We start from the raw sequence: 23,964 nt of genomic DNA, 5'->3' as shown, positions 1-23,964 counted from the left end.
CCGGCAGTGGCGCCGGCCGCCGCGGCCGAGCCGGTCGCGGCCTGACCGCCCACCCTGCACGATGGCGGCAAGGCCCGACCCCCGCGCCCCCGCCACCCACCCCACAGGAGGAGACACCATGGCCAGTACCACCGTCATCGTCGGATCGGCCGAGGGCCTGCACGCCCGCCCGGCCGGCATCATCGCCGAGGCCGCCGAGAAGTACGACACGGACATCGAGATCACCTTCGACGGCGAGGAGGCCGACGCCGCTTCCGCGATGCTCATCATGGCGCTCGGCGCGGAGAAGGGCGCCGAGGTCACGGTGAGCGGCGACGACGCCGACGCCGTCGCCGAGATCGCCGCCCTCATCGAGCAGGACCTCGACGCCGACTGAGTCGGCGCTGCGCCCGCCCGGCGCTGAGCGTCGAGAAGACGGTTCCGCCCGTATCGCCCGAGAGGCGACGTGCGAAACCGTCTTCTCGATGAGGACGAGGGCCCGGCGCCGGACCCAGGCGACCTCCGGCGAGGGGACGGCTCAAGTATGAGCCCGCCGGGGTGAACCTGTCGTTATTTCGCGAGCGACAGTGCGGTGAGGACGGTCTCCACCTCGGCCCGGTCACGTCCCCGCAGACCCAGAAGTGGCCGGGGCAGGCAATGCCCCGGAGCCAGTCCGAGCAGTTCGGCGACCGCCGCCACCACCCGCAGGCTCCCGTGCCGGACGAACAGGTCCCACAGTAAGGCGAGCCGGTCCGACGCGGCGAAGGCCTCCCCGCTGTCGCCCGCCAGCGCCGAGCGGGCGATCTGGAGGGCAGGTCCGGGCAGGGTGCCGGCGAGGACGGAGTACCAGCAGTCGCAGCCACCGAGGAGCGCCGCGGCGGCCGAGGGATCGCCGGAGACCCCCAACCCGACGCGCGCGGGCACGGCCTCCCGGAGCCGCGCGATGTGGTCGCGCGCGGCCTCGGCGGCGGGCGGGGGCGGTGGGATCTTGATCGACGCGACCGCGGGAAGCTCAGTCAGACGAGCGTAGAGCTCGGGCGTGAAGTCGAACCGGGTGGTGCCGGGGTTGTCGTAGACCACCATCGGGACGGACAGCTCGGTCGCGACGTCGGTGTACAAGCCCACCACGTCGTCGGCGGTGAGCGGCTGGTAGCTCATGGGGGCGAGCATGACCGCGGCGGCGCCGGCCGCCTGCGCGTCGTGGGCGAGCGCCCGCGCGTGGGAGGTGCGCAGCGCGCTGATGCCGACGATCACCGGGGTTCCGCCCGCGTGCCGAACGGTCAGCTCGGCCACGCGGCGCCGCTCGGCCCGGTCGAGGTAGGCGTACGAGCCGGTCGAGCCCAGGGCGCCGATCGAGTCGATCCCGGCGCGCGCCAGCCGCTCGACGATCCCCGCGTATGCGTGCTCGTCGACACGGTCGTCGCGCAGCGGGGTGAGGGGGAACGCGCTCAGGCCGGTGGTCACGCCCGCGCCGACCGCCTCCGCGGCCGCGCGCGCCGCCCCGGCCCGGTCGGCGGTCACAGCCTCAGCACCCGTCCGCACACCACTGGGTGCACCTCGTCGCAGCACTCGGCGACGGTCTGGTTGAGCGCACCGAGCAGGTCCCATGCCGGGCCTCCTTCGTCGTTGTGGTGACCTGACTCTAGAGGGTCGCGGGACGTGTCGATCCCCTGATGGCGGCGCCCGACGGCAGGGTTTCCGGGCAGCAGTCGACAGGTGACGTCGTGACGGGCGGCGTCGGCGAGCGGGCCGGCGTGCTCGGGGAGCCCGGCGTGTGTGGGGTCCGTCGCCGCCGAGCCCGGTCCCGCTCAGCCATCGACGGCGGCTCCCAGTCCTTCTGGCCTGACGCGGAACCGCACACGGACGTACCGTCGGGGTATGACCCCGCAGGCAGCATCGCCCGTCTCCCTCGGTTCCCGGTACGCCACCGAGTTCCCCGAGCTCGGGGTGCCGTGGAAGGCGGCCGAGGCGCCGGATCCGCGACTCCTCGCACTCAACGAGCCGCTGGCCGCCGAGCTGGGACTGGACTCGGAGTACCTGCGCGGTGAGGAAGGGGTGCGCCTGTTCACCGGTAACCACGTGCCGGACGGCGCCACGCCCTTCGCCCAGGCGTACGCGGGCCACCAGTTCGGCGGATACTCGCCGCGTTTGGGCGACGGCCGCGCGCTGCTGCTCGGCGAGCTGCCCGACGGTCGCGACCTGCACCTCAAGGGCTCGGGCAGGACCCCCTTCGCGCGCGGTGGCGACGGCCTGGCCGCTGTGGGACCCATGCTGCGCGAGTACCTCATCAGCGAGGCGATGCACGCCCTCGGCGTGCCCACCACCCGCTCACTCGCCGTGGTGGCGACGGGCAACACCGTGTACCGCGAGACGCCGTTGCCCGGCGCGGTGCTGGCGCGGGTCGCCGCGAGCCACCTGAGGGTGGGGACGTTCCAGTTCGCGCGGTCGACCGACGACGGCGAGCTGTTGCGTCGGCTGGCCGACCACGCCATCGCCCGGCACCACCCGCACGCCGCGGACGCGGAAAACCCGTACCTGGAGCTGTTCACCTCCGTCGTCGGCACCCAGGCCGACCTCGTGGCGCGCTGGATGCTGCTCGGGTTCATCCACGGCGTCATGAACACCGACAACACGACCATCTCCGGCGAGACCATCGACTACGGGCCGTGCGCGTTCATGGACACCTTCGACCCGGCGACCGTGTTCAGCTCGATCGACACCGGTGGCCGCTACGCCTACGCCAACCAACCGCCGGTGCTGCAGTGGAACCTCGCCCGCTTCGCCGAGACTCTCGTGCCGCTCATCGATCCGGACCCGGAGGAGGCGGTCCGCCTGCTCACGGAGGTCCTCAACACCTCCCCGGAGAGGTACCAGCAGGCGTGGACGGCCGGGATGCGGGACAAGCTGGGACTGTCGGCCGAGGTCCCGGACGCCGAGGCGGACGACCTGATCGAGGAGCTGTCCCGGCTCCTCAACGCGACCCGGCCCGACCACACCGGCTTCTTCCACGCCCTCGGTGCGGCCGCGGCCGGGGACACCGCGCCGGTCCGCGAGCACGTCGGCACCCTGGCGGAGGGCTGGCTCTCGACGTGGCGGGCCCTCGGACCCGACCAGGGATCGATGGCCCGTGCCAATCCGCTGTACATCCCGCGCAACCACCTCGTCGAAGAGGCCCTCGACGCGGCCACGGCAGGGGACATGGGACCGTTCGAGGAACTCCTCGTCGTCGTCACCGATCCCTACACCGAGCGCCCGGGGCGCGAGCGCTACGCACAACCGGCCCCTCCGGACGCCGCGAAGCACGTCACCTACTGCGGAACCTGAGCCGGATCTCATTACCGTACAGGCGTCTTGACAGGAAACATTTACTTCGTGACCCCGCCGTTGGTCAGCCTTCCGTACGACACTGAGGTCGGTTCATCAATCTCGTGGAGCGCCGGTGGGGCACCCTGGGGGTCATACAGTGCGGATATTCATCGCGGACAGCGACGGCGGCTACCGGCAGCCCTCGCGGATACTCGGACAGTTCGTCGACAACCTGGCGGAGTGGACAGGTGCCCGGGAAGCCGTCAGGGTGCAGTGGCCCACCCCTGGGAAGGTGAACCCGCGACGGTCCCACACCTGGGAATCCGCGGCCGCCGCCGGCGTGGCCGACGTCAGCCGGCTCGTGCGCCTGCATCCGTCGGACCCCCTCGTGCTCATCGGGGTCTGCAGCGGAACGCGCGTCATCTACGACTGGATGGACGCCCACCCGGAAGACCTCGACCGCGTGGTGGCCGTCGGGATGATCGGCGACCCTCACCGGCCGTGTGACCGCTGGCTCGACGGCACCCCGGACCCCGGCGGGCAGGGCGTGGCCGGCCCACGACGCGGCCCGATCCCCGACCGCACCCTGTGGGTGTCCGTGCCGGGGGACCCGCTGAGCGGCGTGCTCCCGGACCGCCTCCTGAAGGGCGTCGTCCGCGCCTCCACCCTGGCCCCCGACCAGGTCTACGACGAGCTGCTCGAGGACCTGCCGGACACCCGGCCGCGCCTGGCCGCCCGACTCAAGCTGGCGCAGCAGCCCGCGCAGTGGTCGCCGCAGCTCCTGCGCAGACTCGACGCCGCCGTGGCCGTCCTGGCGACCTATCGGGAACGTGAGTACGCGGCTCTGTACGAGTCCGGTGAGGGCGGGGCGTCCCCGCTGGCGCGGCTCGGCGCGGCCATTGTCGACCGCGTCGAGGCGCACGTCCGCGAGGGCGGCGGCTGGTCCCACGGTGCGCGGCCGCAGCTCAGCGGGTACTCACCCGGGATGGCGTAGCGAACGGCCGGCTGCGGCCCGCGGCGCCTGCCGGGCTCCGCCCGCGGTCGCGGAGCAATTCCTCGAACGCCGCCGCGGACCGGGGCGTGGGGAGCAGCCCCCCGTTGGCGTCGGCGAGCAGTGAGTTCACGGTCTCCCGCGCGCACGTCTTGTTGGTGCCGAGGAACCCGCGCGGGCCGCGCTTGATCCAGCCCACGACGTACAGGCCGGGGACGACGCTGCCGCCGACGGCGTCGAGGACGCGGCCCTCGCGGCTGGGGATCGTCGCGGTGTCCGGGTCGAACGGCACGCCCGGCACCTCGACCCCGCGGTAGCCGACCGAACCCAGCACGAGACCCGCCGGGATCGTCTCCTCCGAACCGGGCCGGGGCACGGCGCGGACCCGGCCCGTCTCGCCGCCGACGAGGTCCGTGCGCACCACGCGCAGGCCCTCGGCCCGCTCCGTGCCCACGACCTCGACCGGGGCGGTCTGGAATCGCAGGACGATCCGGCGGCGCCCGGTGTCGCCGGTGTCGCCGGTGGCGGCGGTGACGCCGGGGCCGCTGGTGCCGTCCGCGGGCACGGCCTCTCCGGCGGGGCGGGCCGCGATGCGGGCCAGGTACTCCGCCTTCAGCCGACCCTGGCGGGTGGTCGCGGCGTCGGGGTCGATGCCGTCCGGGGCGTCGACGCGCAGGTCGATGTCGTCCCGCGCGGCGAGTCCGACCAGCTCGGGCAGCGTGAACGCGGCGTGCTCCGGGCCGCGGCGGCCGAGCACCACGACCTCGCGGACCCGGCTGTTTCGCAGCGCCTCGAGGGCGTGGCGGGCGATGGAGGTGTCGGCGAGCCGCTCCGGGTCGGTGGCGAGGATGCGCGCGACGTCGAGGGCCACGTTGCCGTTGCCGACGATCACCGCGCGCTCGTGGTCCAGCGGGACGTGGGCGTCCGCGTGGTCGGGGTGGTCGTTGTACCAGGCCACCACTTCCGTGGCCGACGTGCTCCCGGGCAGATCGGTGCCGGGGATGTCCAGCGGGCGGTCCGTGCCGGCGCCGGTCGCGTACACCACCGCGTGATGATGGGCCGCCAGTTCCGCGGCCGTGACGTCCTCGCCGACGTGCACCCCGAGGCGGTACCCGAACCCGGGCTGGTCTTCGATCGCCCGGAACAGGTCGGCGACCGCGCGCGTGCTGGTGTGGTCGGGCGCCACCCCGTGCCGGGCCAGGCCGTGCGGCACGGGCAGGCGCTCGAACACCGTCACCTCCACCCCGGGCTGGCGGAGCAGCTCGTCGGCGGCGTACAGCGCGGCCGGGCCGGCACCCACCACGGCCACCCGCACGGCCGTGCGCGTGGGGCCGAGGCGCACGAGCGTGGGGACGCGCGCCTGCGGCCGGGAAGGGCGGTCGTCACCGGTCAGGTCGGCGTTGATCTGCAGGAAGGCGCGCTGCTCCGGGGCCAGCTCGGTGTGCGGCACGATCGCCCCGACCGGGCACGCCCCCACGCACGCCCCGCAGTCCACGCAGGACACCGGGTCGATGTAGAGCATCTCCGCCGTGGCGAAATCCGGCTCGTCGGGCGTCGGGTGGATGCAGTTGACCGGGCACGCGTGGACGCAGGAGGCGTCGGCACAGCAGGCCTGGGTGATGACGTGGGGCATGGGTGGGCGCCTGTCCGGGAGGGGGTGTGGTCAGTCGCGGAACGCCACGGGTGGTTCGCCCCGGTACCGCGAGGGTCGTCCGTCGATCTTCAGGGCCTTCCACAGCCGGCGGGACGTCCGGTTCATCAGTCCAGACTCCTCGGCCAGCATCCGGACGTCACCGAAGAGGTCGGACAGGAACCGCCGCGACTCGGGGTTGTCCCAGTAGAGTTCGCGGACCACCTCGTCGGGGATGTCGAAGGTCTCCCGGAACTCGCGGGTCGGCTTGAGGATCGCGTCGCACAGCACCCGCATGATCACCGGGAACGCCAGGGAGACGAGGTACGCGTCCCGGCGGGACAGCTTGGGGGCGTTGCGCGCGACGTAGGTGTGCGCGAACGAGATGTGGCGCGCCTCCTCGGCGATGTGGATCTCCATGATCCGCGACAGCACCGGCGGCAGCGAGTCCGAGTTGCGCAGGACCTGCTTCTGCGTGTGGTCGATCGGCTCCTCGCCGGCCAGTACGGCGATGAAGAAGGCGACCGGGAAGCGACCGGCGGCCAGCGGGAGGAGCGGTGAGAGTCGCCGCAGCCAGCGCGGCATGCCAGGGACGTCCGCCCCGATCTGGTTGACGCCCTGCTGGAACATCTGCGTGTGGTGGCATTCCTCGGTGGCCTCGTGGGTGAGGTACCGGAATTCCGCGGAGCCGTTCTCGGCCGTGAAGACGTACTGCATGATCCCGCGGATGAGGATGTTCTCGAACTGCAGGCCCACCTTCATGATGTTGGCCTGACGCCACAGCCCGATCTCGATCTGCTTCTCCAGCGGCTGGGACTTGTACCAGGGGTGACCGCCGAGCGGATCGAGCCCGGCGGGCAGGACCCAGCGCTCGTCCGTGGGGTCCACGGAGAAGTCAGGGTGGTCCCAGGCGATGTCCTTGAACGGGTCGAAGCTGCGGTGCACGGAGGCGTGCGACAGGCGGCGGAGCGTGTCCTCGTACTCGTCTGTGCTCGTCGTGGGGGCGGGTGCGGGTGCGGCTGCGGACATGATCTTCCTTCCGGTCACCGACCCGGCGGGTCGGGAGGCGTGGAATCCAGCGGATGAGACAGAGAGACATCCGCGATCTATTTGTCCCTGACGCTAGACACAGGCCGTCGATTCGTCAAGCAGTCATGGGGGGATTGTCAGCTCTGCCGGCGCGCACCGCGCGGGATCAGCGCTGCGGGTGCGCACCGAGGAGGGGGCCGAGGTGGTTCCGGGCGAAGCCCCGCGCGACGGTGGGGTCGTCGAGGTCGATGGTCGTCGACGGCGTGAGGACGAAGGAGACGACCAGTCGGGCGGTCAGTTCGGCCACGACCAGCACCTCTTCGTCGCTGCGCGGCTCGGGGGCGGCGCGGCTGATCTCCGCGGCGAGGAAGTGAGCGGCGGCGGTGATGAGCGGCGCGCCCTGGACGGTGAAGTGGGGGACCGTCGCCTCGGGCTCGGTCTCGAGGAGGCGGTTGAGCAGGTCGTGGTCGCGGAGCGTCTGCACAGTGAACGCGAAGCCCTCGGTGAGTTTGTCCTCGATGGACTCGTGCGCGTCGAGCTCCTGCTGCAGGTCCGCGAGGAACCACGACGCCTCCCGCAGGAGCGTCGCCTCGACGAGTTCCTGCTTGTTGGCGAACCTGCGGTACAGGGTCATCCGCGCCAGGCCCGCCCGCCGGGTGATGTCGTTCATCGTCGACCGGGCGATCCCGACACTCTCGAACTGCGCGGCGGCCGCGTCGAGGAGCTGTTCGCGGATCGGGTCGTCGACCTCGACGGCGTCCGGCAGTCCGCGTCCGGAACGGAGCATCGCCAGGGGGTCGGACGACGGGTTCTCGCTCATGGGGTCGATTGTCCCACCCCGCCGCGGCCGTGCCGGACCTCGCGCGCGGTCATGCCCCACCACCGGCGCGCGTACTGGCTGAAAGTGGTCGCGTCGCCGAGGTCGAGGGCCGAGGCGATCTGGTACAGCGGGATCTCCGTGGTGGTGAGCAGCCGCGCGGCGACCTCACGACGGACCTCGTCGCGGACCGCGGAGAAGCTCGTGCCCTCGCCCGCCAGGCCGCGCTGCAGCGAGCGGGGTGACATGGACAGCAGCCCGGCGATCCGCGCCAGGGACGAGGCGCCGGCGTCGAGGGACTGCTGGAGCGCCGCGCGGGTCCGGTCGGTCAGGCTCCGGCGGTCGGTGGGCACGTGCTGCTCGAGGTACCGCAGCGCCAGCTGTTGCACGGCGTCGTCGCCGCCCGAGATCTCCCGGCCCAGAAGGTCGGACGGCACGCGCAGGACGGCGGACGGGGTCGACGGCGTGACCGGCGCGCCGAAGAGGGCCTCGTACTGCGCGGCGTGGGTGTTGAGCGGGCCTGGGAGCTCGACGGAGAGCAACCCGTAGTCGCCGCCGAGCACGGTGCGCATGGCCCGGTGCAGGAAGAGCAGCACGAGGTCGACGGCCTGGGGCGGGATGAGCTGGGCGGGGTCCCGGTAGCCGAACCGCACGCCCAGCACGTCCGGCTCACCGCGCGGATCGGGGACGACGGTGATCTCGATCGACCTCGAGTGGAAGAACAGGTACTTGGAGGTCATCTCGAGCGCCTCGGTGGTGGTGCGCGCGTTCTTCACGACCACCGCGACAGGGCCGAGCATGTCGAGGTCCTGGTGTTCGGCCACGCGCAGACCGAGGTCGGGGCATCCGAGTTCGGCGGCCGCGGTCTCCAGCAGGAGCGCGATCGCCAGGTCCTCGACCAGCATCTCGTCGCTGTCCAGGGCGCCGTGGGGCAGGCCGGATCGCCGCGCGAGGTCGTCGGCGTCGCCGCCGAGCCCGGTCACGACGGCGCGGACGCCCCGCAGTCCTGCGGATCGGATGAACGCCATGGGAGCACTCTGGGCGACGTGGCGCGAAAGAGCAACTTGTTGGCGCGTTACGGAAACCATCGCTCGCTGCGGGCGGTTACGGTACGTGGCATGACTGGTAGCACCCACCTCCCGGACGGGCCGGGCACCGAGCCCGCCGACCCGCTGGACCTGCTCATCGTCGGGGCGGGGATGTCGGGGATCGACCTGGCCCACCACGTCCACCGCGCCTTCCCCGACTGGCGCTGGGAGATCCACGACGTCCACGACGACCTGGGCGGGACCTGGCACACCTTCCGCTACCCGGGCATCCGCTCGGACTCGGACATGGCGACCTTCGGCTTCCCCTTCCGGCCCTGGCCCCACGACTCGACGCTCGGCAACGGCGAGGACATCAAGGAGTACATCCGCGACACCGCCCGCGAGGCCGGCGCGCTCGACCGTCTCCACCTGGGCTCGTGGGTCGCGGACGCCGACTGGCGGAGCGACGTGCAGCTGTACCGGGTGACCTGCCGGAACGACGACGGCGAGCGTATCGTGTGGGCCCGCCGCGTGCACTTCGGCTCCGGCTACTACTCGCACTCCGAGGGATTCCGCCCGGAGTTCCCCGGCGAGGAGGACTTCCGCGGGCAGATCATCCACCCGCAGCAGTGGCCGGAGGACCTCGACTACGCCGGCCGACGGTTCGTGGTGATCGGCTCGGGCGCTACCGCGGTGACGCTGGTCCCGGCGCTGGCGGAGCTCGGCGCGGACGTGACGATGCTGCAGCGCACCCCGAGCTACATCGGCCCGCTGCCCGGGAAGGACGTCATCAGCGCGGTGTGGAGGCGGTTGCTGCCGGCGCCGTGGGACCACCGGGTGGCCCGCCTCAACCACGGCGCGCGCGACACCGCGCAGTTCGTGATCGCGCAGCGCCTGCCGTGGTTGTTCAAGGCGGCGCTGCGGGTGATGCAGCGACGCTACCTGCCGGCGGAGGAGATCGACCGGCATTTCACGCCGCCGTACCGGCCGTGGGACCAGCGCGTGTGCAAGGCCCCCGACGGTGACATCTTCCGCGTCATGCGCCGTGGCGCCGCGCGGGTGGTGACCGGGCACATCGACCGGTTCACCGAGAGCGGCATCCGCCTCACCACGGGCGAGCACGTCGACGCGGACGTCATCATCACCGCGACGGGCCTGCGGCTGCAGGTCTTCGGGGGCGGCACGCTGAGCATCGACGGCGAGCCGCTCGACGTCCCGTCGCTGGCCACGTACCGCGGCATGATGCTGGCGGGCGTGCCCAACGTCAGTTTCACCGTGGGCTACATCAACTCGTCGTGGACCCTGCGCGCGGACCTGGTCTCGCGCTACATGGTCCGCCTGTGGGGGTCCGGTGAGGAGGTCTACGCGCCGCGAATGCCCGACGGCCCGGCCGATCAACTCCTGCTGGACTTCGACGCCGGCTACATCCGGCGCGACGGCCACCTGTTCCCCAAGCAGGGCGCCGCGCGGCCGTGGCGCTACGTGCAGAACTTCCTGGTGGAGATCCCCGAGCTCGCGTTCGGTGACCAGCGCCGGGAGATGGCGTTCGGGGAGGACGTGGTCCTGACCGGCGCCCGCCGCGCGCCGGGCACCGGTGGTGCCGCCGTGCGTGAGGTGACCGAGATGAGCGACGACGACGAGGTGGCCCGATCATGACCCGTTTCCTTCCACGCCGGAGTGCCGGACTGTCCGGGCGGCCCGCCTCCGACGGGCCGGGCAGACGCGTGCTCATCACCGGGGCGGCCTCAGGGCTGGGCCTGGCGCTGTCCCGGGAGTATCTGGCGCTCGGCGACGAGGTGATCCTCACCGACGTTCACGCCGACCCGCCCCCCGCCGTGCAGGGGCTGCCCGGGCGGTGGACGTACCGCCGCCTGGACGTCACCTCCGACGCCGACTGGGCGTCGGCTGCCGAGGACATCGACTCACTGGACATCCTGGTCAACAACGCGGGCATCGCGGTCGGCGGATCCCTCGAGACCACGTCCATGGAGTCGTGGCAGCGGATCGTGGACATCAACCTGCTCGGCGTCGTGCGGGGTTGTCGCGCGCTCGCGCCGAAGCTCGGCCGGGGCGGGCGCCTGGTCATCACCGCCTCGGCGGCGGGGCTCGTCCACGCGCCGAAGATGGGGGCCTACAACGCGACCAAGGCGGCCGCGGTCGCGCTGGGGGAGACCCTCGACGCCGAGCTCCGGCCGCGCGGGGTCTCCACGTCGGTGATCTGCCCCCAGTTCTTCCGCTCGGGCCTGGCCGACTCGCTCTCCGGCGACGACCCGAAGGCGGACGAGATGGCGCGGAAGCTTCTCACGCGGACGCACCTGACGTCGGAGATCATCGCCCGGCGGTCGGTGCGCGGCATCGAGGCCCGCCGGGTGGTCATCACGCCCGACGCCCTGGCCACGTTCTTCTGGTACTCCAAGCGCTTCAGCCGCGTGCCGTTCCTCGCCTCGACGCGCCTCATCGGCCGGGCGGTGGCGCGCCAGGGCTGACACCCCGGCGGGCCGCGCGCCGAGACTGGTGCGGCGGCTGCGCTCGCGCCGGGATCAGTTCCTCGGGTAGACGAAGCCGCGCCGGACGTCGACGCCGACGGGCTCGCCGACCCGGCCTGGCACCGCGGTCCCGGCCGGGGCCAGGACCCTGAGCTCGGTGTCGCCGTGGCGGCAGATGACCGTTTTCCCGCTACGACCGTAGAGGGAGGTGACGAACTCCGCGCCGATGCGTCCCGGAGCCCTTTCGGGCGCGGCGAGCTCGAGTCCGCCGGGGAGCAGGGCGAGGGTGGCGGGGCCGGTCACCGTGCCGGCGGGCCCGGTGAGGACGTCGGCACCGAGCGTGATGCCCCCGTCGTCGGAGCGGAACCCGTCGCCGTCGACCGTCCCGTCGACGAGGGTGGCGTCGTGCAGGAACCCGGCGACGAACGCGCTGTTCGGAGCGGCGTCCAGCCGGTCGGGCACGTCGCACTGCACGAGTCGTCCCCGGTGCAGCACGGCCACCTCGTCGCCGAGCGCGAGTGCCTCGCCGCGGTCGTGGGTGACGTGGACCATCGTGAGGTCGTGTTCGGCGGCGAGTCGGCGCAGGACCAGCCGGAGCGAGGCGCGCAGCGGCTCGTCGAGCGCGGACAGGGCCTCGTCGAGCAGCAGGACGCCCGGTCGCGCGACGACGGCCCGGGCGAGCGAGACCCGCTGACGCTGCCCACCGGACAGGGTGTCGGGCCGCCGCCGGGCGAGCTCGCCCAACTCGACGGTCTCGAGCGCCTCGGCGACGAGCGCGCGTCGGCGTGCGGCCGGCACCTTCGCACGGCGCAGCGGGTAGGCGACGTTGTCCGCCACGCTGAGGTGGGGCCACACGGCGTGGTGCTGGAAGACCATGCCGAGCCCGCGTTCCTCGGGCGGGAGGTGTATCCCGTCGCCGACGAGGGTGCGGTCGCCGACCCGGATCGTGCCCGCCGAGGGGCGTTCGAACCCGGCGACGGCGCGGAGGAAGGTGGACTTGCCCGAGCCGGACGGGCCCACGAGGGCGAGGATCCGGCCCGAGTCCACGTGGACATCGAGGTTCTCGAGGGCGACGGTCTCGCCGAAGCGGACGCTGACGCCGCGGGCGTCGAGTTCAGGCACGGATCCTCCCGGATGCGGCGTCGGACCCGGTGCCGGGTCGGGTGTAGCGGGCGCCGAAGGCGGCCAGGACGAGCAGGCCCACCGCCATGAGCACCACGGACAGGGCGGAGGAGGCGTTGTAGTCCCCGGCCCGCTGGTACTGGAAGATCACCACGCCGAGCGTCTGGGTTCCCGGGGCCACGAGTAGGACGGAGAGTGTGAGCTCCCGCACCGCGGTGACGGCGACCATGACCGAGCCGATCCCGGCGGCGGGCAGGGCCATGCGCACGCTCGTGTCGATCCGCGAGCGTAGAGCCCTGGCACCGCCGATGCGGGCGGCCTCCTCCATCGACGAGTGGATCCCCGCCAGTGGGCCGCGGACGGTCTGCACCACGATCGCGGTGAAGGCGGTGACGTACGCACCGAGGATGACCCAGCGGGTGTTGAACAGCCCGGTGTAGCGGCCGAGGATGAGCCACCCCGTGGCGATCACGAGGCCGGGGACGGCCTGCGGCAGCAGCACCGACATGAGGAGCGGTTCGCGGTCGGGTCCGGCCAGGCGGGTGGTGAACAGTCCGACGAGTAGTCCGAGGACGCCGCAGATGAGCGCCGCTCCGAGCGCGAGGACGACGGAGTTGGTGACTCCGTCGATCGTGGTGGAGGCGGTCAGCGCCCGCCGGAAGTTGTCCAGGGTCGCGGTCTCCAGGGTGAGGGGCACGCCCGGTGCGGGGAGGAGGGCCCGGACCGCCAGGCCGACGAGCGGGGCGAGGGTGACGAGGACGCTGACGGTCCACGCGATCACCGCCAGGGGCAGCCGAGACCGGCCGAGGGCCTGGGGCGCGGCGGGCCGTCCGGTGCCGCCGAACTCGACCGACCCCTTGGTGACCTGCCGGTCGAGCAGCGTGCCCAGGACACCGATCAGAAGCAACACCACCCCGATCTGGGAGACGGTCTGCAGTGGTGAGGCCACGGATCCGGATTCGAGGAACCGGTAGACCATCGTCGACAGCGTCTCGAACCCGGCGGGCAGACCCACGATCACGGGGATACCGAAGTCGCCGATCCCGCTGACGAAGGTCAAAGTGAACGCCGCCGCCATGGCGGGCCGGATGAGGGGCAGGGTGACGTCGAGATGGGTGCGCGTCGGGCGGGCACCGGAGAGGCGGGAGGCCTCCTCGAGTTCTGCGGGGATGCGTCGCAGCGCGGCCGCGACGACGAAGTACGCCATGGGGTAGGCGTGCAGGGTGAGCAGGAAGATGACGCCGGGCCCGCCGTAGAAGTTCCAGGGCGCGAACCCGATCAGTCGGTCGAGGAGTCCGCCGTCGGTGAGCAGGCCGCTCCAGGCGATGGCCCCGATGAAGGGCGGTATGAACAGAGGCGTGAGCAGCAGCAGGCGCAGCGCCCCGCGGCCCGGCAGGTCGGTGCGGTCGAGGCCGAACGCCATCAGCGTGCCGATGATGACGGCCCCGACCGCCGAGAGCAGAGAGCTGACGAGGCTGTTGGCGGTGGCCGTGAGCAGACCCTGGTCGATGAGTTCGGGAAGGTGGTTGGCCCCCAGCGCCAGCGAGACGACCAGGGCCAGGGGCAGCACCATGACGCCCGCGAGGGACGCCCACAGGGCCAGCCTGAGGGGGAGCGTCACCTACCTGACGGCCGCGTTGAAGGCGGCCACGGCGTCGTCGCGGGAGGCGGCGATCGCCTCGAGGTCCTGGTCGAAGAGGGCGATGTCGCCCAGCGCGGGGGCGCCCTCGGGGCTTCCGGCGTCCTCGCGCACCGGAAGGTAGTTCTGGTCGACGGCGAGCTCCTGGCCCTTCTTGGAGACGAGGAAGTCGAGGAAGAGCTTGGCGGCCTCGGGGTTGGGTGCGTCGGCGAACACGGCACCGGGCTGGGTGATGTAGGGGACGCCCTCATCGGGATAGCTCACGGCGATGGGCGAGCCCTGGGAGGCGAGGTCGCGGACGAGGTAATCCACCACGATCCCGACGGGCCGGGAGCCCTCGGCGACGGCCTGCGAGACGGGCCCGTTGGACTCCGCGACCTGCGGGTTGTTGGCGCCGAGCTGTTCGATCCACTCCTCGCCCAGGTCCGGCTGCAGGCTCCACGCCGCGGCGTTGAATGCGGCCGCGCCGGAGACGTCCGGGTTGGGCAGGATGATCCGGTCGGCGTACCCGGGCTCGGTGAGCTCGGCCCACGAGGTCGGCGGCTCGGTGATCTCGTCGGTGTTGTAGGCGATCACGGTGGGGATGATGCGGGTGCCGACGTAGAACCCGTCGGGGTCGATCGCCACGTCGGACAGGGCGTCGGCCTCGCTGGGCTCGAACTCCTGGAAGAGGTCCTGGTCCTTGTAGTCCTCGAAGGTGGGCACGTCGGCGGCGAGCAGGATGTCCGCGGCGACCCCGCCGGTGGTCTTCTCGGCCTCGATGCGCGCCTTGAGGTCGCCGGTGCCGGCGCGGAAGACCTTCACCTCGATGTCCGGCTGCTCCTCGTTGAACGCGGCGATGATCTGGTCGATCTTGGCCTGCGGCTCCGAGGTGTAGAGGGTCACCTCGCCGGAGGCCTCCGAGGACGTGGTGCCCTCGCCGGATCCGGGGGCGGCGGGTTCGGAACACCCCGCGAGTCCGAGGGCCCCGGCGGCGAAGACCGCCACCGACGCCAGTACCGCTCGACGACCAACAGACCGCGACACGCGACCACTTCCCATCTGCACCATGAAACGGACACTCCATCCTGGCACCCTCGTCGGTCCGGCTCGGGAGTACGGGGTGAACCCACGGTGAATTCGGCGCCGATCGCTGACCGGATGCGCCCCGCCGCGGCGGCGGGCACAGTGGAGTCATGACTGATTCCAACGCCATCACCGTCGAGCGCGTGATCGACCACTCGGCGGCTGCGATCTTCGATTTCCTCTCCAATCCGGAGAACCACGCCCGCCTGGACGGCTCCGGCTTCGTGCGCGGCGACTACAAGACCGACCGCATCCAGCGGGTCGGGGACGTGTTCGCCATGGATATGGAGGGCGATCACATGGGTGGCGAGTACCGCACCGAGAACCACGTCACCGGCTTCGCCAAGGACAAGTTGCTGGCCTGGCAGACCGCGCCCGCGGGCACCGAGCCCAAGGGCTGGGAGTGGGTCTGGGAGCTCGAGGCCCAGGGCCCGGACTCCACGCTGGTCCGCCACACCTACGACTGGTCCAAGGTCACCGACAAGGACCTGCTCAAGAAGGTGTCGTTCCCGCTGGTGTCGGAGAAGCAGCTCGAAGATTCGCTGAGCAACCTCGCCGCGGCCGTCGCCGGCTGAGCGGGCGGCCCGGCCGGGCCCGCCGCCTGCCGCCCGACGATCGGCTCCTCGCCCAACGATTGGCTCCTCGGATCTCGATCCGCCCCCGGAACTACGGGGGCGGATCGCAATCGGAGGGGCGGATCGCCGCTCCTGCAGTCGCGCGGCGGGCCCGCTGCCGCATCACGTCCGCAGCCTCGCCGAGTCTGCGGGCACATCACCTGCCCGCGCCGCGCCACCTATCTGATCGCGCGCCGCCTATGGGGTCCCGTAGGCGGTGCGCGATCAGATGGGTGAGCTGTCGCGCGTGCGCTCAGAGCCGGGCGTGCCGCCGACGTGGATCGCGGATTGCGCCCCTGCCCCGAGCGCCGCCCCCGCCTCGAGCGCCGCCCCCGCCTCGAGCGCCGCTCGCGCCCGGCCACGTCCCGCTCTAGTCGATCTTCTTCAGCGCTGAGCCCTTGTGCATGGCCATGTGGCCGGTCCTGTCGCTCTCGATCTCGTACTGCGGCTCGTCCTTGCTGCACCTCCGCATGCGTCCCTTGAACTCCACGTCCTCTGTGTGGATGTCGCGGATCACTCCGCGCACCATCCCGGCCTCGGAGTTCCACTCGACGTGGTCGCCCTTCTCGAAGTCGCTCATGACACCAGTATGGGCGCCGGACGACGACGAGGTGAGCCATCTCACGCACTCGATCCCGCCCGCCGTCTGATCAGCGGGGCCTGCGCCGTGACCTGCATGCCTGCACGTCAGCGGTCGCCCAGCGCACTGGCCGGTCGGGCCCCGGATCCCGCTCCCGGGGGTTGCGGGGCCCCTCCCGGCTCTTCGTAGTCTCGGCGACCGTCCGACAGACGACGTCGAAGCAGACGAACCAGTCGTAGAGCACGACACGAGACCTTCAGGAGGTCACGAGGGATGCAGAAGAAGCTCGTCCGAACCCTGACCGGTGCGATGTTCGCGGGAGGCGTGGCCGCGGCCGGTGTCTCACTCGCCGCCCCGGCGGCCCACGCGGCCCCGGCCAGCAGCTGGGACCAGGTGGCCCAGTGTGAGTCCGGAGGCAACTGGCAGATCAACACGGGGAACGGCTACTACGGTGGCCTGCAGTTCTCCGCGCAGACGTGGAGCGGGTACGGCGGTGGCGAGTACGCCGCTACGGCCGACCAGGCCACGCGTGAACAACAGATCGACATCGGCGAGCGGGTGCTCGCGGGTCAGGGCGCGGGCGCCTGGCCGAACTGTGGTGGGCCGCTCGCCTGATCCGAGCGCCGCACACGAATATGCGCACGACCGGCGCCGGGGCGATCCTCCGGCGCCGGTCTGACGTCTCTCCGCCGGCGGCCTGGGCGGGTGGCGGAGTGGTAGACGGCGGAGGCGGCTAGTCTTCTGAACGGTGACCACCGCCGATCGTGTCTACTCCCGTCTCGTCACCCGCTCCGTCGACGCGGAACACGAACTCCCCGAGCCCGTCCGACGCGACCTTCCGCGCAACGGCCTGCGCCTCGTCGCCGCCAACACACTGCAGTCGTCGGGGGACCAGACCGTCAACGCCTCCACGGTACTGCCGTGGCTGTTCCACGTCCTCGGCGTGCCGGCGGCCTTCGTGGGCCTGCTGGTGCCGATCCGAGAATCAGGGTCGATGCTGCCGCAGGCGTTCCTCACCCCGCTCGTGGTGCGGGTGCGCCGCCGGAAGTGGGTCTTCGTCACCGGCGCGGCCGTGCAGGCGGTGTCGGTGGCGGTGATGGCCGCGATCGCCGCGCTCGGACACGGGACGGCGGCGGGCGTCGGGATCCTGGCCGCGCTCGTGGTGTTCTCGCTGGGCCGGTGTCTGTGTTCGATCGCGTCGAAGGACGTGCAGGGCCGCACCATCCCGTCTGGGGAGCGCGGGCAGATCGTCGGTCTGGCGACGTCGGCGGCCGGGCTGGTCGCCATCACCCTCGGCGTGCTCATCCGGATGCTGGGCGGCGAGGATCTCGACCACACCGCGCTGGCGATCCTGCTGGCCGTGGGCGCGCTGCTGTGGACGCTGTCGGCGTCGGTGTACGCGCGGGTGCGCGAGCCGGCCGGCGAGGCCCGCGCTGCCGACGAACCGGAATCCGTGGCGGAGGCCCCCGCGTCCGACGAGTCGTCACCCTCCTGGTTCGCGGACGCGGCGCGGCTCTTCCGCGAGGACGCCACGTTCCGGAAGTTCATCTCCGTGCGCGGTCTGCTGCTGGTGTCGTCGCTGAGCCCGCCGTTCATCGTGACGATGTCGATCGCCTCGGGAACGGGCGCGCTGGCCGGGCTCGGCGGCTTCATCCTCGCCTCCGGCGTGGCGTCGCTGATCGGCGGGCGCATCTTCGGCCGGATGGCCGACCGGTCTTCTCGCCTGCTCATGGCGGGCGCGGCGACGGCGGCGTCGATCGTGGCGGTGGCCCTGGTGCTGATCGAGTCGATCCCGGGCTTCGACGGCGGCTCACTGGTCGGCGCCGCGGTGTTCGTCGGCGCGTACTTCCTGCTCACGCTCCTGCACTCGGGCGTCCGCGTGGGCCGCAAGACCTACGTGGTGGACGTGGCGGAGGGCGACACCCGCACCGCGTACGTCGCGGTCGGCAACACGATGATGGGCGTCATCCTGCTCGTGGTGGGAGGCGTCAGCTCGGCGCTGGCGGCGGTGAGCGTGGACTGGGCGCTGGTGTTCCTGGCGGTGCTCGGCCTCATCGGGGCGGCGTCGGCGGTCTCGATGCCCGAGGTCTCCCGCGGCGCTCAGGCCTCGGGGTCGAACCCGACCACGTCGTAGATGAGCTTCTGCACGCCGTTGCCGTAGGCCTCGCTCTCGACCAGCTCGAGCTTCTGCCGCGGCTTGTCGGTGTCACTCCACATGCGTTTGCCGGCGCCGAGGATCCACGGGAACACCAACAGGTGGTAGCGGTCGATGAGGCCCGCGTCGGACAGGTTCCGGGCCAGCGTCGCTGATCCGTGCACGAGGATCGGCGCGCCCTCCGCCTGCTTCAGGGCCGCCACCTCGTCGAGGTTGCGCAAGATCGTCGTCGTCCCCCATCCCTCCACCAGGTCGCCCTCGGCGAGGGTCGTCGACACGACGTACTTCGGCATGGCGTTGTACTTCGGGAACTCGTCGACCATCTGCGGCCACACAACGGAGAACGCCTGGTAGCTGACGCGGCCGAGCAGCATCGCCCCGGCCTCGTCCTGCTCGCGGGCCTTGAGGCCGTACGCCTCCTCGAGGAAGTCCACCGCGAACGTCCAGCCGGTGTTGCGGTACCCGGGCTCGCCGCCGGGGGGCCTCGACCACGCCGTCGAGCGAGACGAACGCGGTGTAGATCAGCTGGCTCACGGCGGCCTCCTCACACGGGTGTGCCAGAGTACGCCCGCACGTGCGGCCTGGGAACAGTGACAATGGCAGCGGCGGGTGTCACCGCGGTGCCGCCGGTCCCGTATGACAGCGGCGTGTACGACGACGAGTACGACGACGAGGAGTTCTCATGCCCGACGACCAGACCACCCTCGCGGACTTCGAAGCCAGCCTGCTGGACGGGAGCGAGAAGGACCTGTCCGACTACCTGGGGCAGGTCGTCCTGGTGGTCAACACCGCGAGCAAGTGCGGGTTCACGCCGCAGTACAAGGGGCTGCAGGCGCTCTTCGAGGAGTTCCGCGACCGCGGCTTCGTGGTACTGGGGTTCCCGTGTGACCAGTTCGCGCACCAGGAGCCGGGCACGGACGAGGAGATCGGCGCGTTCTGCGAGCGCAACTTCGGCGTGGAGTTCCCGCTGTTCTCCAAGATCGAGGTCAACGGGTCGGGCGCGCACCCGCTCTACGACTGGCTGAAGTCCGAGAAGTCCGGTGTGTTGGGCGGGCGGATCAAGTGGAACTTCACCAAGTTCCTCGTTGGCCGAACCGGTCGGGTGATCGACCGGTTCGGGCCCGCCCGCAAGCCCGAGGACCTGCGAGACGCCGTAGCCGACGCACTGCGGGGGTGAACGGAGCGGTGCGCGGTTAACACCCCGAACTCAGTCGGGATTAAGGTTCCTCAGACACTTCTCATCACTCTTTGGAGCCACATGTCTTCCGGACTCCGTCGCGTCGCCGCTGTCACAGCCGGCGCACTCGCCGTCGCGCTGACCATCGGGTCGGCCTCTCCCGCTCTCGCCCAGACCGCGAGTATCGATCCCTCCACGCTCGGCCAGGACGATCTCGAGTCGATCATCGACGCCGTCGGCTCGGTGCCGCTCGGCTCCACCGCCGGACTCATCGGCTCGGTCGGCTCTGCCGACATCCCGCTCGACGCGGGATCGACCGAGAAGGTGGGGACGCCGACCCCGGTCGACCCCTCGATCACGAAGACCGAGTTCCGCGGCGTCGAGCGGTACCGGAAGGACGAGGCGGGCAACGCGCGGGCCTACGAGTACTGGACCGTCGCCTCGAAGGCCATGCAGCGCGAGATCACCGTCGAGGTCGTCCCGTCGCGTGGTGAGGGCGCCGCGCCGGTCCTCTACATGCTCGACGGGGTCGGGGCGCCGATCGCCAGCACCGGGTGGGCTCACCAGGCGGAGATCGCCGACCGTCTCAGAGACGAGAACGTGCACGTGGTGAACCCGGCGGGCGCCTACGCGTCGTACTACACCGACTGGGAGGAGACGGACCCGACGCTCGGCCACAACAAGTGGGAGACGTTCCTCACCGAGGAGCTCCCCGCCGTCGTCGAGCAGCAGCTCGACACGACCGCCAAGGCCGCCGTCGGGGGCATCTCGATGGGCGGCCAGGCCGCGATGCACCTCGCCGCCGCGCACCCCGATGTCTACGACGCCGTGATGTCCTTCAGCGGCTTCTACTCCACGATGGACCAGCTCGGATACCAGACCGTGCGTCTGAGCGTGGAGACCCGCGGCGGCGATGTCGAGAACATGTGGGGCCCGCACCGCAGCAAGCGGTGGGCGGAGAATGACACCATCTCCCACCCGGAGGGCCTGCGCGGCAAGGCCGTCTACTTCTCGGCCGGCAACGCCGAGATCGGTGAGGCCGACCTCAAGCAGTACGGCGCGAACTACCAGAGCCTGCTCATCGGCCTGGTGCTGGAGAAGGGCGTGTACGAGAACTCCAAGGCGTTCGAGAAGGCCCTCGATCGCGCCGGCGTCGAGCACAGAGTGGACTTCTCCGACACGGGCCTGCACAACTGGCCGAACTTCCTCAAGAACTTCGACTCCGGTTGGGACCACATCAAGCCCGCCCTGTACGGCGGTGATGTCGAGTCCGGAACGGGGACCCCGGGTACCTCCGGTTCCGTGGGCTCGGCCGGGTCGTCGGGCTCGTCGAGCTCGTCCGGTTCCTGACCGACCGCTTCCGCGCGCGTGTAACCCCGGGCGTGTAACCCCGGGCGTGTAACCCATCGAGAAGACAGTTCCGCACACCGCCTCTCGGCCGATACGCGCTGAACTGTCTTCTCGATGAGGGCGGGGCCGTGCGGCCGCGGCGGTGGGCGGCGCTGAACCCGGCCCCTCACGACACCGCGACCGTCAGCCTGCTCTCCAGATGGCGGGCGATCGCGCCGACCGCGCGCTCCAGCACACCGGCTTCGGGCAGACAGACGATCCGGAAGTGATCGGGGTCCGGCCAGTTGAAGCCCGTGCCGTGTGTCACGAGGACGTGTTCCGAGCGCAACAGGTCGAGAACGAACTCCTCGTCGTCGTCGATCCCGTACATCTCCCGGTCGATCCGCGGGAAGCAGTACAACGCTCCGCGCGGCGCCACGCAGCTCACGCCGGGGATCGCGTTGAGCCTCTCCGCGGTGAGGGCCAGCTGCCGCTCGATCCGGCCGTCGGGGTCCACGACCTCCGGTCCCCACGGGGAGTCCTCGGCCAGGGCGACAGGGATCGCGAACTGGCCGGGCACGCCGGGGCAGACCCGCATGTTCGACAGCAGCGTCAGCCCCTCGAGTAGGTCGGTGGCGCGGTCGAGCGGCCCGGTCGCCACCACCCAGCCGGCGCGGTACCCGCACACCCGGTACGCCTTGGACAGTCCGCCGAAAGTCAGGCACAGCACGTCGTCGCCGGCCGCGAGCGCGGCGTGGTGGTGCACGGCATCACCGAAGACCAGCTTCTCGTAGATCTCGTCGGACAGCAGCACCAGTCCGTGCCGGCGGGCGATGTCGGCCATCCCGCGGACGGTCTCTTCGCTGTACACCGCGCCGGTCGGGTTGTTGGGGTTGATCATCACCAGCGCGGTGGTGCGCGGGGTGATGCGGGACTCGATGTCCTCGAGGGACGGGTTCCAGCCGTTCGCCTCGTCGGCGAGGTAGTGCACGGGCATCCCGCCGGTGAGGTTCACCGCGCCGGTCCAGGTGGGGTAGTCGGGTGCGGGGACGAGGATCTCGTCGCCGGGGTCGACCATCGCCTGCAGGACGAGGGTGATGAGCTCGCTGACTCCGTTACCGCAGAACACGTCCGCCGGCGAGACCCCGCGGACGCCGCAGCGGCGGTAGTAGTCCGCGACGGCCTCGCGGGCCGCCGGGATGCCGCGCGAGTCGGAGTACGCCTGCCCGTCCTCGAGGCCTCGGGCGACGGCGTCCACCAGCTCGGGCCGGGCGTCCAGGCCGAACGGGCGCATGTTGCCGAGGTTGAGCCGGAGGACGTCGTGCCCCTCGGCCTCGAGGCGCATCGCCTCGGTGAGGATGGGGCCGCGCACGTCGTACCGGACGTCGCGGAGTCGGCGGGACTGGCGGTAGGTCTGCATAGCCCCCATTCCAGCCCGGAAGTGGCGCGGGCAGAAGATCCACTTAGCACATTTCCGCGGGACCACTTCTCGCCTGCCTCGCCTAGGCTGAAGCGCATGGCCCGTCCCACCCGCCCCGTCTCGCTCGTCGTGGGCGAGGTGGTCGGCGCGGCCGACCTCGTGGACGGGATCATCGACCGGATCGCGGAGGGGGCGCTGGCCGACGGCGACCGCCTGCCCTCGACCCGCGCGCTCGCCGAGCAGACCGGGCTCTCGCGCGGCACGGTGGTCCGGGCGTTCGACGAGCTCGCGGCGGCCGGTTTCGTCGAGTCCGCGCACGGGTCGGGGACCCGTGTCAGCGCCGGTGCCGGGCTGGCCGCGCGGGCGGGCGCGCGCACCCGGGGGCACGCCGACCCCGTCGCGTCGTCGGCCCCCGAGCCCCGCCGGGGCCGCTCGCCGCGGGACCTCCGGCCCGGCATCCCGGACGCCACCCTCGTGGATCAGCGCGCGTGGCGGGCCGCGGTGCGGGCGGCCGCCGCGCAGGGGCTGGCCGGCCTCAACCCGTGGGAGGAACCGAGCCCGTCCCTGCGGGCCGCGCTCGCCGGGCACCTGCGTCGTCACCGCGGCATCGCGGGCGCGGAGCCCCTGCTGTTCGACAGCTCGCGCTCGGCGATCGCGGCCCTGTGCGCGGCGTTCACCGCCGCGGGCCCCGACCGGCCACCCGCGGTGTTCCATATGGAGGACCCCGGTTACCGCGGCGCGCGACTGATGGCCCGCGAGCAGGGCCTCGAGGCGCGCCTGCACCCCGCCGAGCCGGGCGGCCTCGACGCCGCGCGTCTGGGCGCCGAGCGCGCGATCGTGTTCACCACGCCCGCGCACCAGTTCCCCCTCGGGCACCGCATGAGCGTGGACCGGCGGGTCGCGCTGGTGGAGTGGGCGCGCAGGACAGGGTCGCTGGTGATCGAGGACGACTACGACGGCGAGTTCCGCTACGGCGTCGCCCCCCTGCCGGCGCTGGTCACGCTGCCCGGCGCGGCGGATCACGTGGCGTACGTGGGCACCTCGTCCAAGTCGGTGGCGCCGGATCTGCGTGTGGCGTGGTGTCTGCCGCCCGCGTCGTTGTGGCGTGAGGTCGAGCGATGGCTGGTGGTCCACCGCCGGGGCCCGTCGTCGTTGCCGGCCGAGGCGCTCGCGGCGTTCCTGGAGTCGGGGGCGATGGACCGGCACCTGGCCCGCGCCGCGCGGGTCTACGCCGACCGCCGGAGCCGCCTGGTGGCGGCGCTCGCGCGCGAGTGTCCGGGCCCGGAAGTGACGGGTGTCGAGGCGGGCCTGCACCTGTGCGTGGTGCTGCCCGGATATGACGACGACGAGGTGGTCCGTGCCCTCGAGGAGACGGGGTGGCGCACCCGCTCGCTCAGCGGGCAGGCGGAGAGCCACGCGGTGGCGGGGCTGGTGCTGAGCTACTCGAGGCTCGCTGCGCGGGACGCGGCCGAGTTCGCGTCGGACCTGCGGCGGGTGCTCGAGAGGCTCGGTTCCGGTTACTCCTGAGGCCCGTACCCGCGCCCACCGAGCGGGTGCGGGTACATACGGCCTGTCTTACAGTGAGCGCCAGCGACAT

General features: G+C 71.8%; 22 protein-coding genes. 11 read left to right on the top strand and 11 right to left on the bottom strand.

Going from position 1 to position 23,964, the window contains the following annotated elements; all coding sequences use genetic code 11:
- Nucleotides 1–118: 118 nt before the first annotated feature.
- The gene (locus DPA01S_RS11025) at nucleotides 119–376 is read left to right on the top strand and encodes an HPr family phosphocarrier protein (protein ID WP_007629212.1); all 258 of its coding nucleotides are present in this window, start codon (nucleotides 119–121) and stop codon (nucleotides 374–376) included.
- A 173-nt stretch (nucleotides 377–549) separates the two neighbouring features.
- Here the strand turns inward: DPA01S_RS11025 and DPA01S_RS11020 are convergent, their stop codons facing one another.
- Nucleotides 550–1,500: a dihydrodipicolinate synthase family protein gene (locus tag DPA01S_RS11020; RefSeq protein WP_232303109.1), complete on the bottom strand. Its 951-nt coding sequence runs from the start codon at nucleotides 1,498–1,500 to the stop codon at nucleotides 550–552.
- Nucleotides 1,501–1,857: 357 nt separating this feature from the next.
- Here DPA01S_RS11020 and DPA01S_RS11015 point away from each other — a divergent pair, with 357 nt between their 5' ends.
- The gene (locus DPA01S_RS11015) at nucleotides 1,858–3,303 is read left to right on the top strand and encodes a protein adenylyltransferase SelO (protein ID WP_061916212.1); all 1,446 of its coding nucleotides are present in this window, start codon (nucleotides 1,858–1,860) and stop codon (nucleotides 3,301–3,303) included.
- Nucleotides 3,304–3,442: 139 nt separating this feature from the next.
- Nucleotides 3,443–4,279: a hypothetical protein gene (locus tag DPA01S_RS11010; RefSeq protein WP_061916209.1), complete on the top strand. Its 837-nt coding sequence runs from the start codon at nucleotides 3,443–3,445 to the stop codon at nucleotides 4,277–4,279.
- On the opposite strand, the gene DPA01S_RS11005 is transcribed toward DPA01S_RS11010, so the two are convergent.
- The 4 genes from DPA01S_RS11005 to DPA01S_RS10990 form a co-directional block, all read right to left on the bottom strand.
- Nucleotides 4,251–5,909 (bottom strand): FAD-dependent oxidoreductase, encoded by a 1,659-nt coding sequence (locus DPA01S_RS11005; protein ID WP_061916206.1) that lies wholly within the window; start codon nucleotides 5,907–5,909, stop codon nucleotides 4,251–4,253. The two genes, DPA01S_RS11010 and DPA01S_RS11005, sit on opposite strands and share 29 nt — an antisense overlap.
- Before the next feature lie 30 nt (nucleotides 5,910–5,939).
- The gene (locus DPA01S_RS11000; RefSeq protein ID WP_061228143.1) at nucleotides 5,940–6,935 is read right to left on the bottom strand and encodes an AurF N-oxygenase family protein; all 996 of its coding nucleotides are present in this window, start codon (nucleotides 6,933–6,935) and stop codon (nucleotides 5,940–5,942) included.
- Between the two features lie 166 nt (nucleotides 6,936–7,101).
- Nucleotides 7,102–7,755 carry a TetR/AcrR family transcriptional regulator gene (locus DPA01S_RS10995; RefSeq protein WP_153038721.1) on the bottom strand — a complete coding sequence of 218 codons (654 nt, stop codon included), beginning with the start codon at nucleotides 7,753–7,755 and terminating at the stop codon, nucleotides 7,102–7,104.
- Nucleotides 7,752–8,780, bottom strand: coding sequence for an AraC family transcriptional regulator (locus DPA01S_RS10990; RefSeq protein WP_061916203.1), 1,029 nt, complete (start codon nucleotides 8,778–8,780; stop codon nucleotides 7,752–7,754). Before DPA01S_RS10990 ends, DPA01S_RS10995 begins: the two co-directional genes overlap by 4 nt.
- 90 nt (nucleotides 8,781–8,870) lie before the next feature.
- On the opposite strand from DPA01S_RS10990, the gene DPA01S_RS10985 reads away from it, so the two are divergent.
- On the top strand, nucleotides 8,871–10,436 hold the full coding sequence (locus DPA01S_RS10985) for a flavin-containing monooxygenase (protein ID WP_061916200.1): 1,566 nt from the start codon (nucleotides 8,871–8,873) through the stop codon (nucleotides 10,434–10,436).
- On the top strand, nucleotides 10,433–11,266 hold the full coding sequence (locus DPA01S_RS10980; protein WP_232303108.1) for an SDR family NAD(P)-dependent oxidoreductase: 834 nt from the start codon (nucleotides 10,433–10,435) through the stop codon (nucleotides 11,264–11,266). Before DPA01S_RS10985 ends, DPA01S_RS10980 begins: the two co-directional genes overlap by 4 nt.
- 54 nt (nucleotides 11,267–11,320) lie before the next feature.
- Here DPA01S_RS10980 and DPA01S_RS10975 read toward each other — a convergent pair whose 3' ends face one another.
- The 3 genes from DPA01S_RS10975 to DPA01S_RS10965 are packed head-to-tail and all read right to left on the bottom strand — an operon-like array spanning nucleotide 11,321 to nucleotide 15,014.
- Nucleotides 11,321–12,388 carry an ABC transporter ATP-binding protein gene (locus DPA01S_RS10975; RefSeq protein ID WP_061916194.1) on the bottom strand — a complete coding sequence of 356 codons (1,068 nt, stop codon included), beginning with the start codon at nucleotides 12,386–12,388 and terminating at the stop codon, nucleotides 11,321–11,323.
- Complete coding sequence (locus DPA01S_RS10970; protein ID WP_061916191.1) at nucleotides 12,381–14,009, bottom strand: ABC transporter permease; 1,629 nt, start codon at nucleotides 14,007–14,009, stop codon at nucleotides 12,381–12,383. Before DPA01S_RS10970 ends, DPA01S_RS10975 begins: the two co-directional genes overlap by 8 nt.
- Nucleotides 14,010–15,014 carry an ABC transporter substrate-binding protein gene (locus DPA01S_RS10965; protein ID WP_083961770.1) on the bottom strand — a complete coding sequence of 335 codons (1,005 nt, stop codon included), beginning with the start codon at nucleotides 15,012–15,014 and terminating at the stop codon, nucleotides 14,010–14,012.
- A 188-nt stretch (nucleotides 15,015–15,202) separates the two neighbouring features.
- Between DPA01S_RS10965 and DPA01S_RS10960 the strand changes: the two genes are divergently transcribed.
- Nucleotides 15,203–15,667: an SRPBCC family protein gene (locus DPA01S_RS10960; protein WP_061916188.1), complete on the top strand. Its 465-nt coding sequence runs from the start codon at nucleotides 15,203–15,205 to the stop codon at nucleotides 15,665–15,667.
- Between the two features lie 409 nt (nucleotides 15,668–16,076).
- On the opposite strand, the gene DPA01S_RS10955 is transcribed toward DPA01S_RS10960, so the two are convergent.
- Nucleotides 16,077–16,286 carry a hypervirulence associated TUDOR domain-containing protein gene (locus DPA01S_RS10955; RefSeq protein ID WP_061228149.1) on the bottom strand — a complete coding sequence of 70 codons (210 nt, stop codon included), beginning with the start codon at nucleotides 16,284–16,286 and terminating at the stop codon, nucleotides 16,077–16,079.
- Nucleotides 16,287–16,559: 273 nt separating this feature from the next.
- On the opposite strand from DPA01S_RS10955, the gene DPA01S_RS10950 reads away from it, so the two are divergent.
- Nucleotides 16,560–16,901 carry a transglycosylase family protein gene (locus DPA01S_RS10950; RefSeq protein ID WP_061916184.1) on the top strand — a complete coding sequence of 114 codons (342 nt, stop codon included), beginning with the start codon at nucleotides 16,560–16,562 and terminating at the stop codon, nucleotides 16,899–16,901.
- A gap of 133 nt (nucleotides 16,902–17,034) precedes the next feature.
- Nucleotides 17,035–18,420, top strand: a complete 1,386-nt coding sequence (locus DPA01S_RS10945; protein ID WP_061916181.1) for an MFS transporter — start codon at nucleotides 17,035–17,037, stop codon at nucleotides 18,418–18,420.
- Here the strand turns inward: DPA01S_RS10945 and DPA01S_RS10940 are convergent.
- Nucleotides 18,387–18,875, bottom strand: coding sequence for a dihydrofolate reductase family protein (locus DPA01S_RS10940; RefSeq protein ID WP_439950982.1), 489 nt, complete (start codon nucleotides 18,873–18,875; stop codon nucleotides 18,387–18,389). The genes DPA01S_RS10945 and DPA01S_RS10940 overlap by 34 nt on opposite strands.
- A gap of 248 nt (nucleotides 18,876–19,123) precedes the next feature.
- Here DPA01S_RS10940 and DPA01S_RS10935 point away from each other — a divergent pair, with 248 nt between their 5' ends.
- Together DPA01S_RS10935 and DPA01S_RS10930 are read left to right on the top strand one after the other, a co-directional pair.
- The gene (locus DPA01S_RS10935; protein WP_061916176.1) at nucleotides 19,124–19,618 is read left to right on the top strand and encodes a glutathione peroxidase; all 495 of its coding nucleotides are present in this window, start codon (nucleotides 19,124–19,126) and stop codon (nucleotides 19,616–19,618) included.
- An 81-nt stretch (nucleotides 19,619–19,699) separates the two neighbouring features.
- Nucleotides 19,700–20,968: an alpha/beta hydrolase gene (locus tag DPA01S_RS10930; protein ID WP_061916173.1), complete on the top strand. Its 1,269-nt coding sequence runs from the start codon at nucleotides 19,700–19,702 to the stop codon at nucleotides 20,966–20,968.
- Nucleotides 20,969–21,134: 166 nt separating this feature from the next.
- On the opposite strand, the gene DPA01S_RS10925 is transcribed toward DPA01S_RS10930, so the two are convergent.
- Nucleotides 21,135–22,367, bottom strand: a complete 1,233-nt coding sequence (locus DPA01S_RS10925; RefSeq protein ID WP_061228154.1) for a pyridoxal phosphate-dependent aminotransferase — start codon at nucleotides 22,365–22,367, stop codon at nucleotides 21,135–21,137.
- Between the two features lie 96 nt (nucleotides 22,368–22,463).
- On the opposite strand from DPA01S_RS10925, the gene DPA01S_RS10920 reads away from it, so the two are divergent.
- The gene (locus tag DPA01S_RS10920) at nucleotides 22,464–23,894 is read left to right on the top strand and encodes an aminotransferase-like domain-containing protein (protein ID WP_061228155.1); all 1,431 of its coding nucleotides are present in this window, start codon (nucleotides 22,464–22,466) and stop codon (nucleotides 23,892–23,894) included.
- The last annotated feature ends 70 nt before the right edge of the window (nucleotides 23,895–23,964 follow it).

Source organism: Dietzia papillomatosis NBRC 105045 (assembly GCF_001570845.1).
GTDB classification, from domain to species: Bacteria; Actinomycetota; Actinomycetes; order Mycobacteriales; family Mycobacteriaceae; genus Dietzia; species Dietzia cinnamea.
This window is presented reverse-complemented; position numbering and strand designations above follow the sequence as displayed.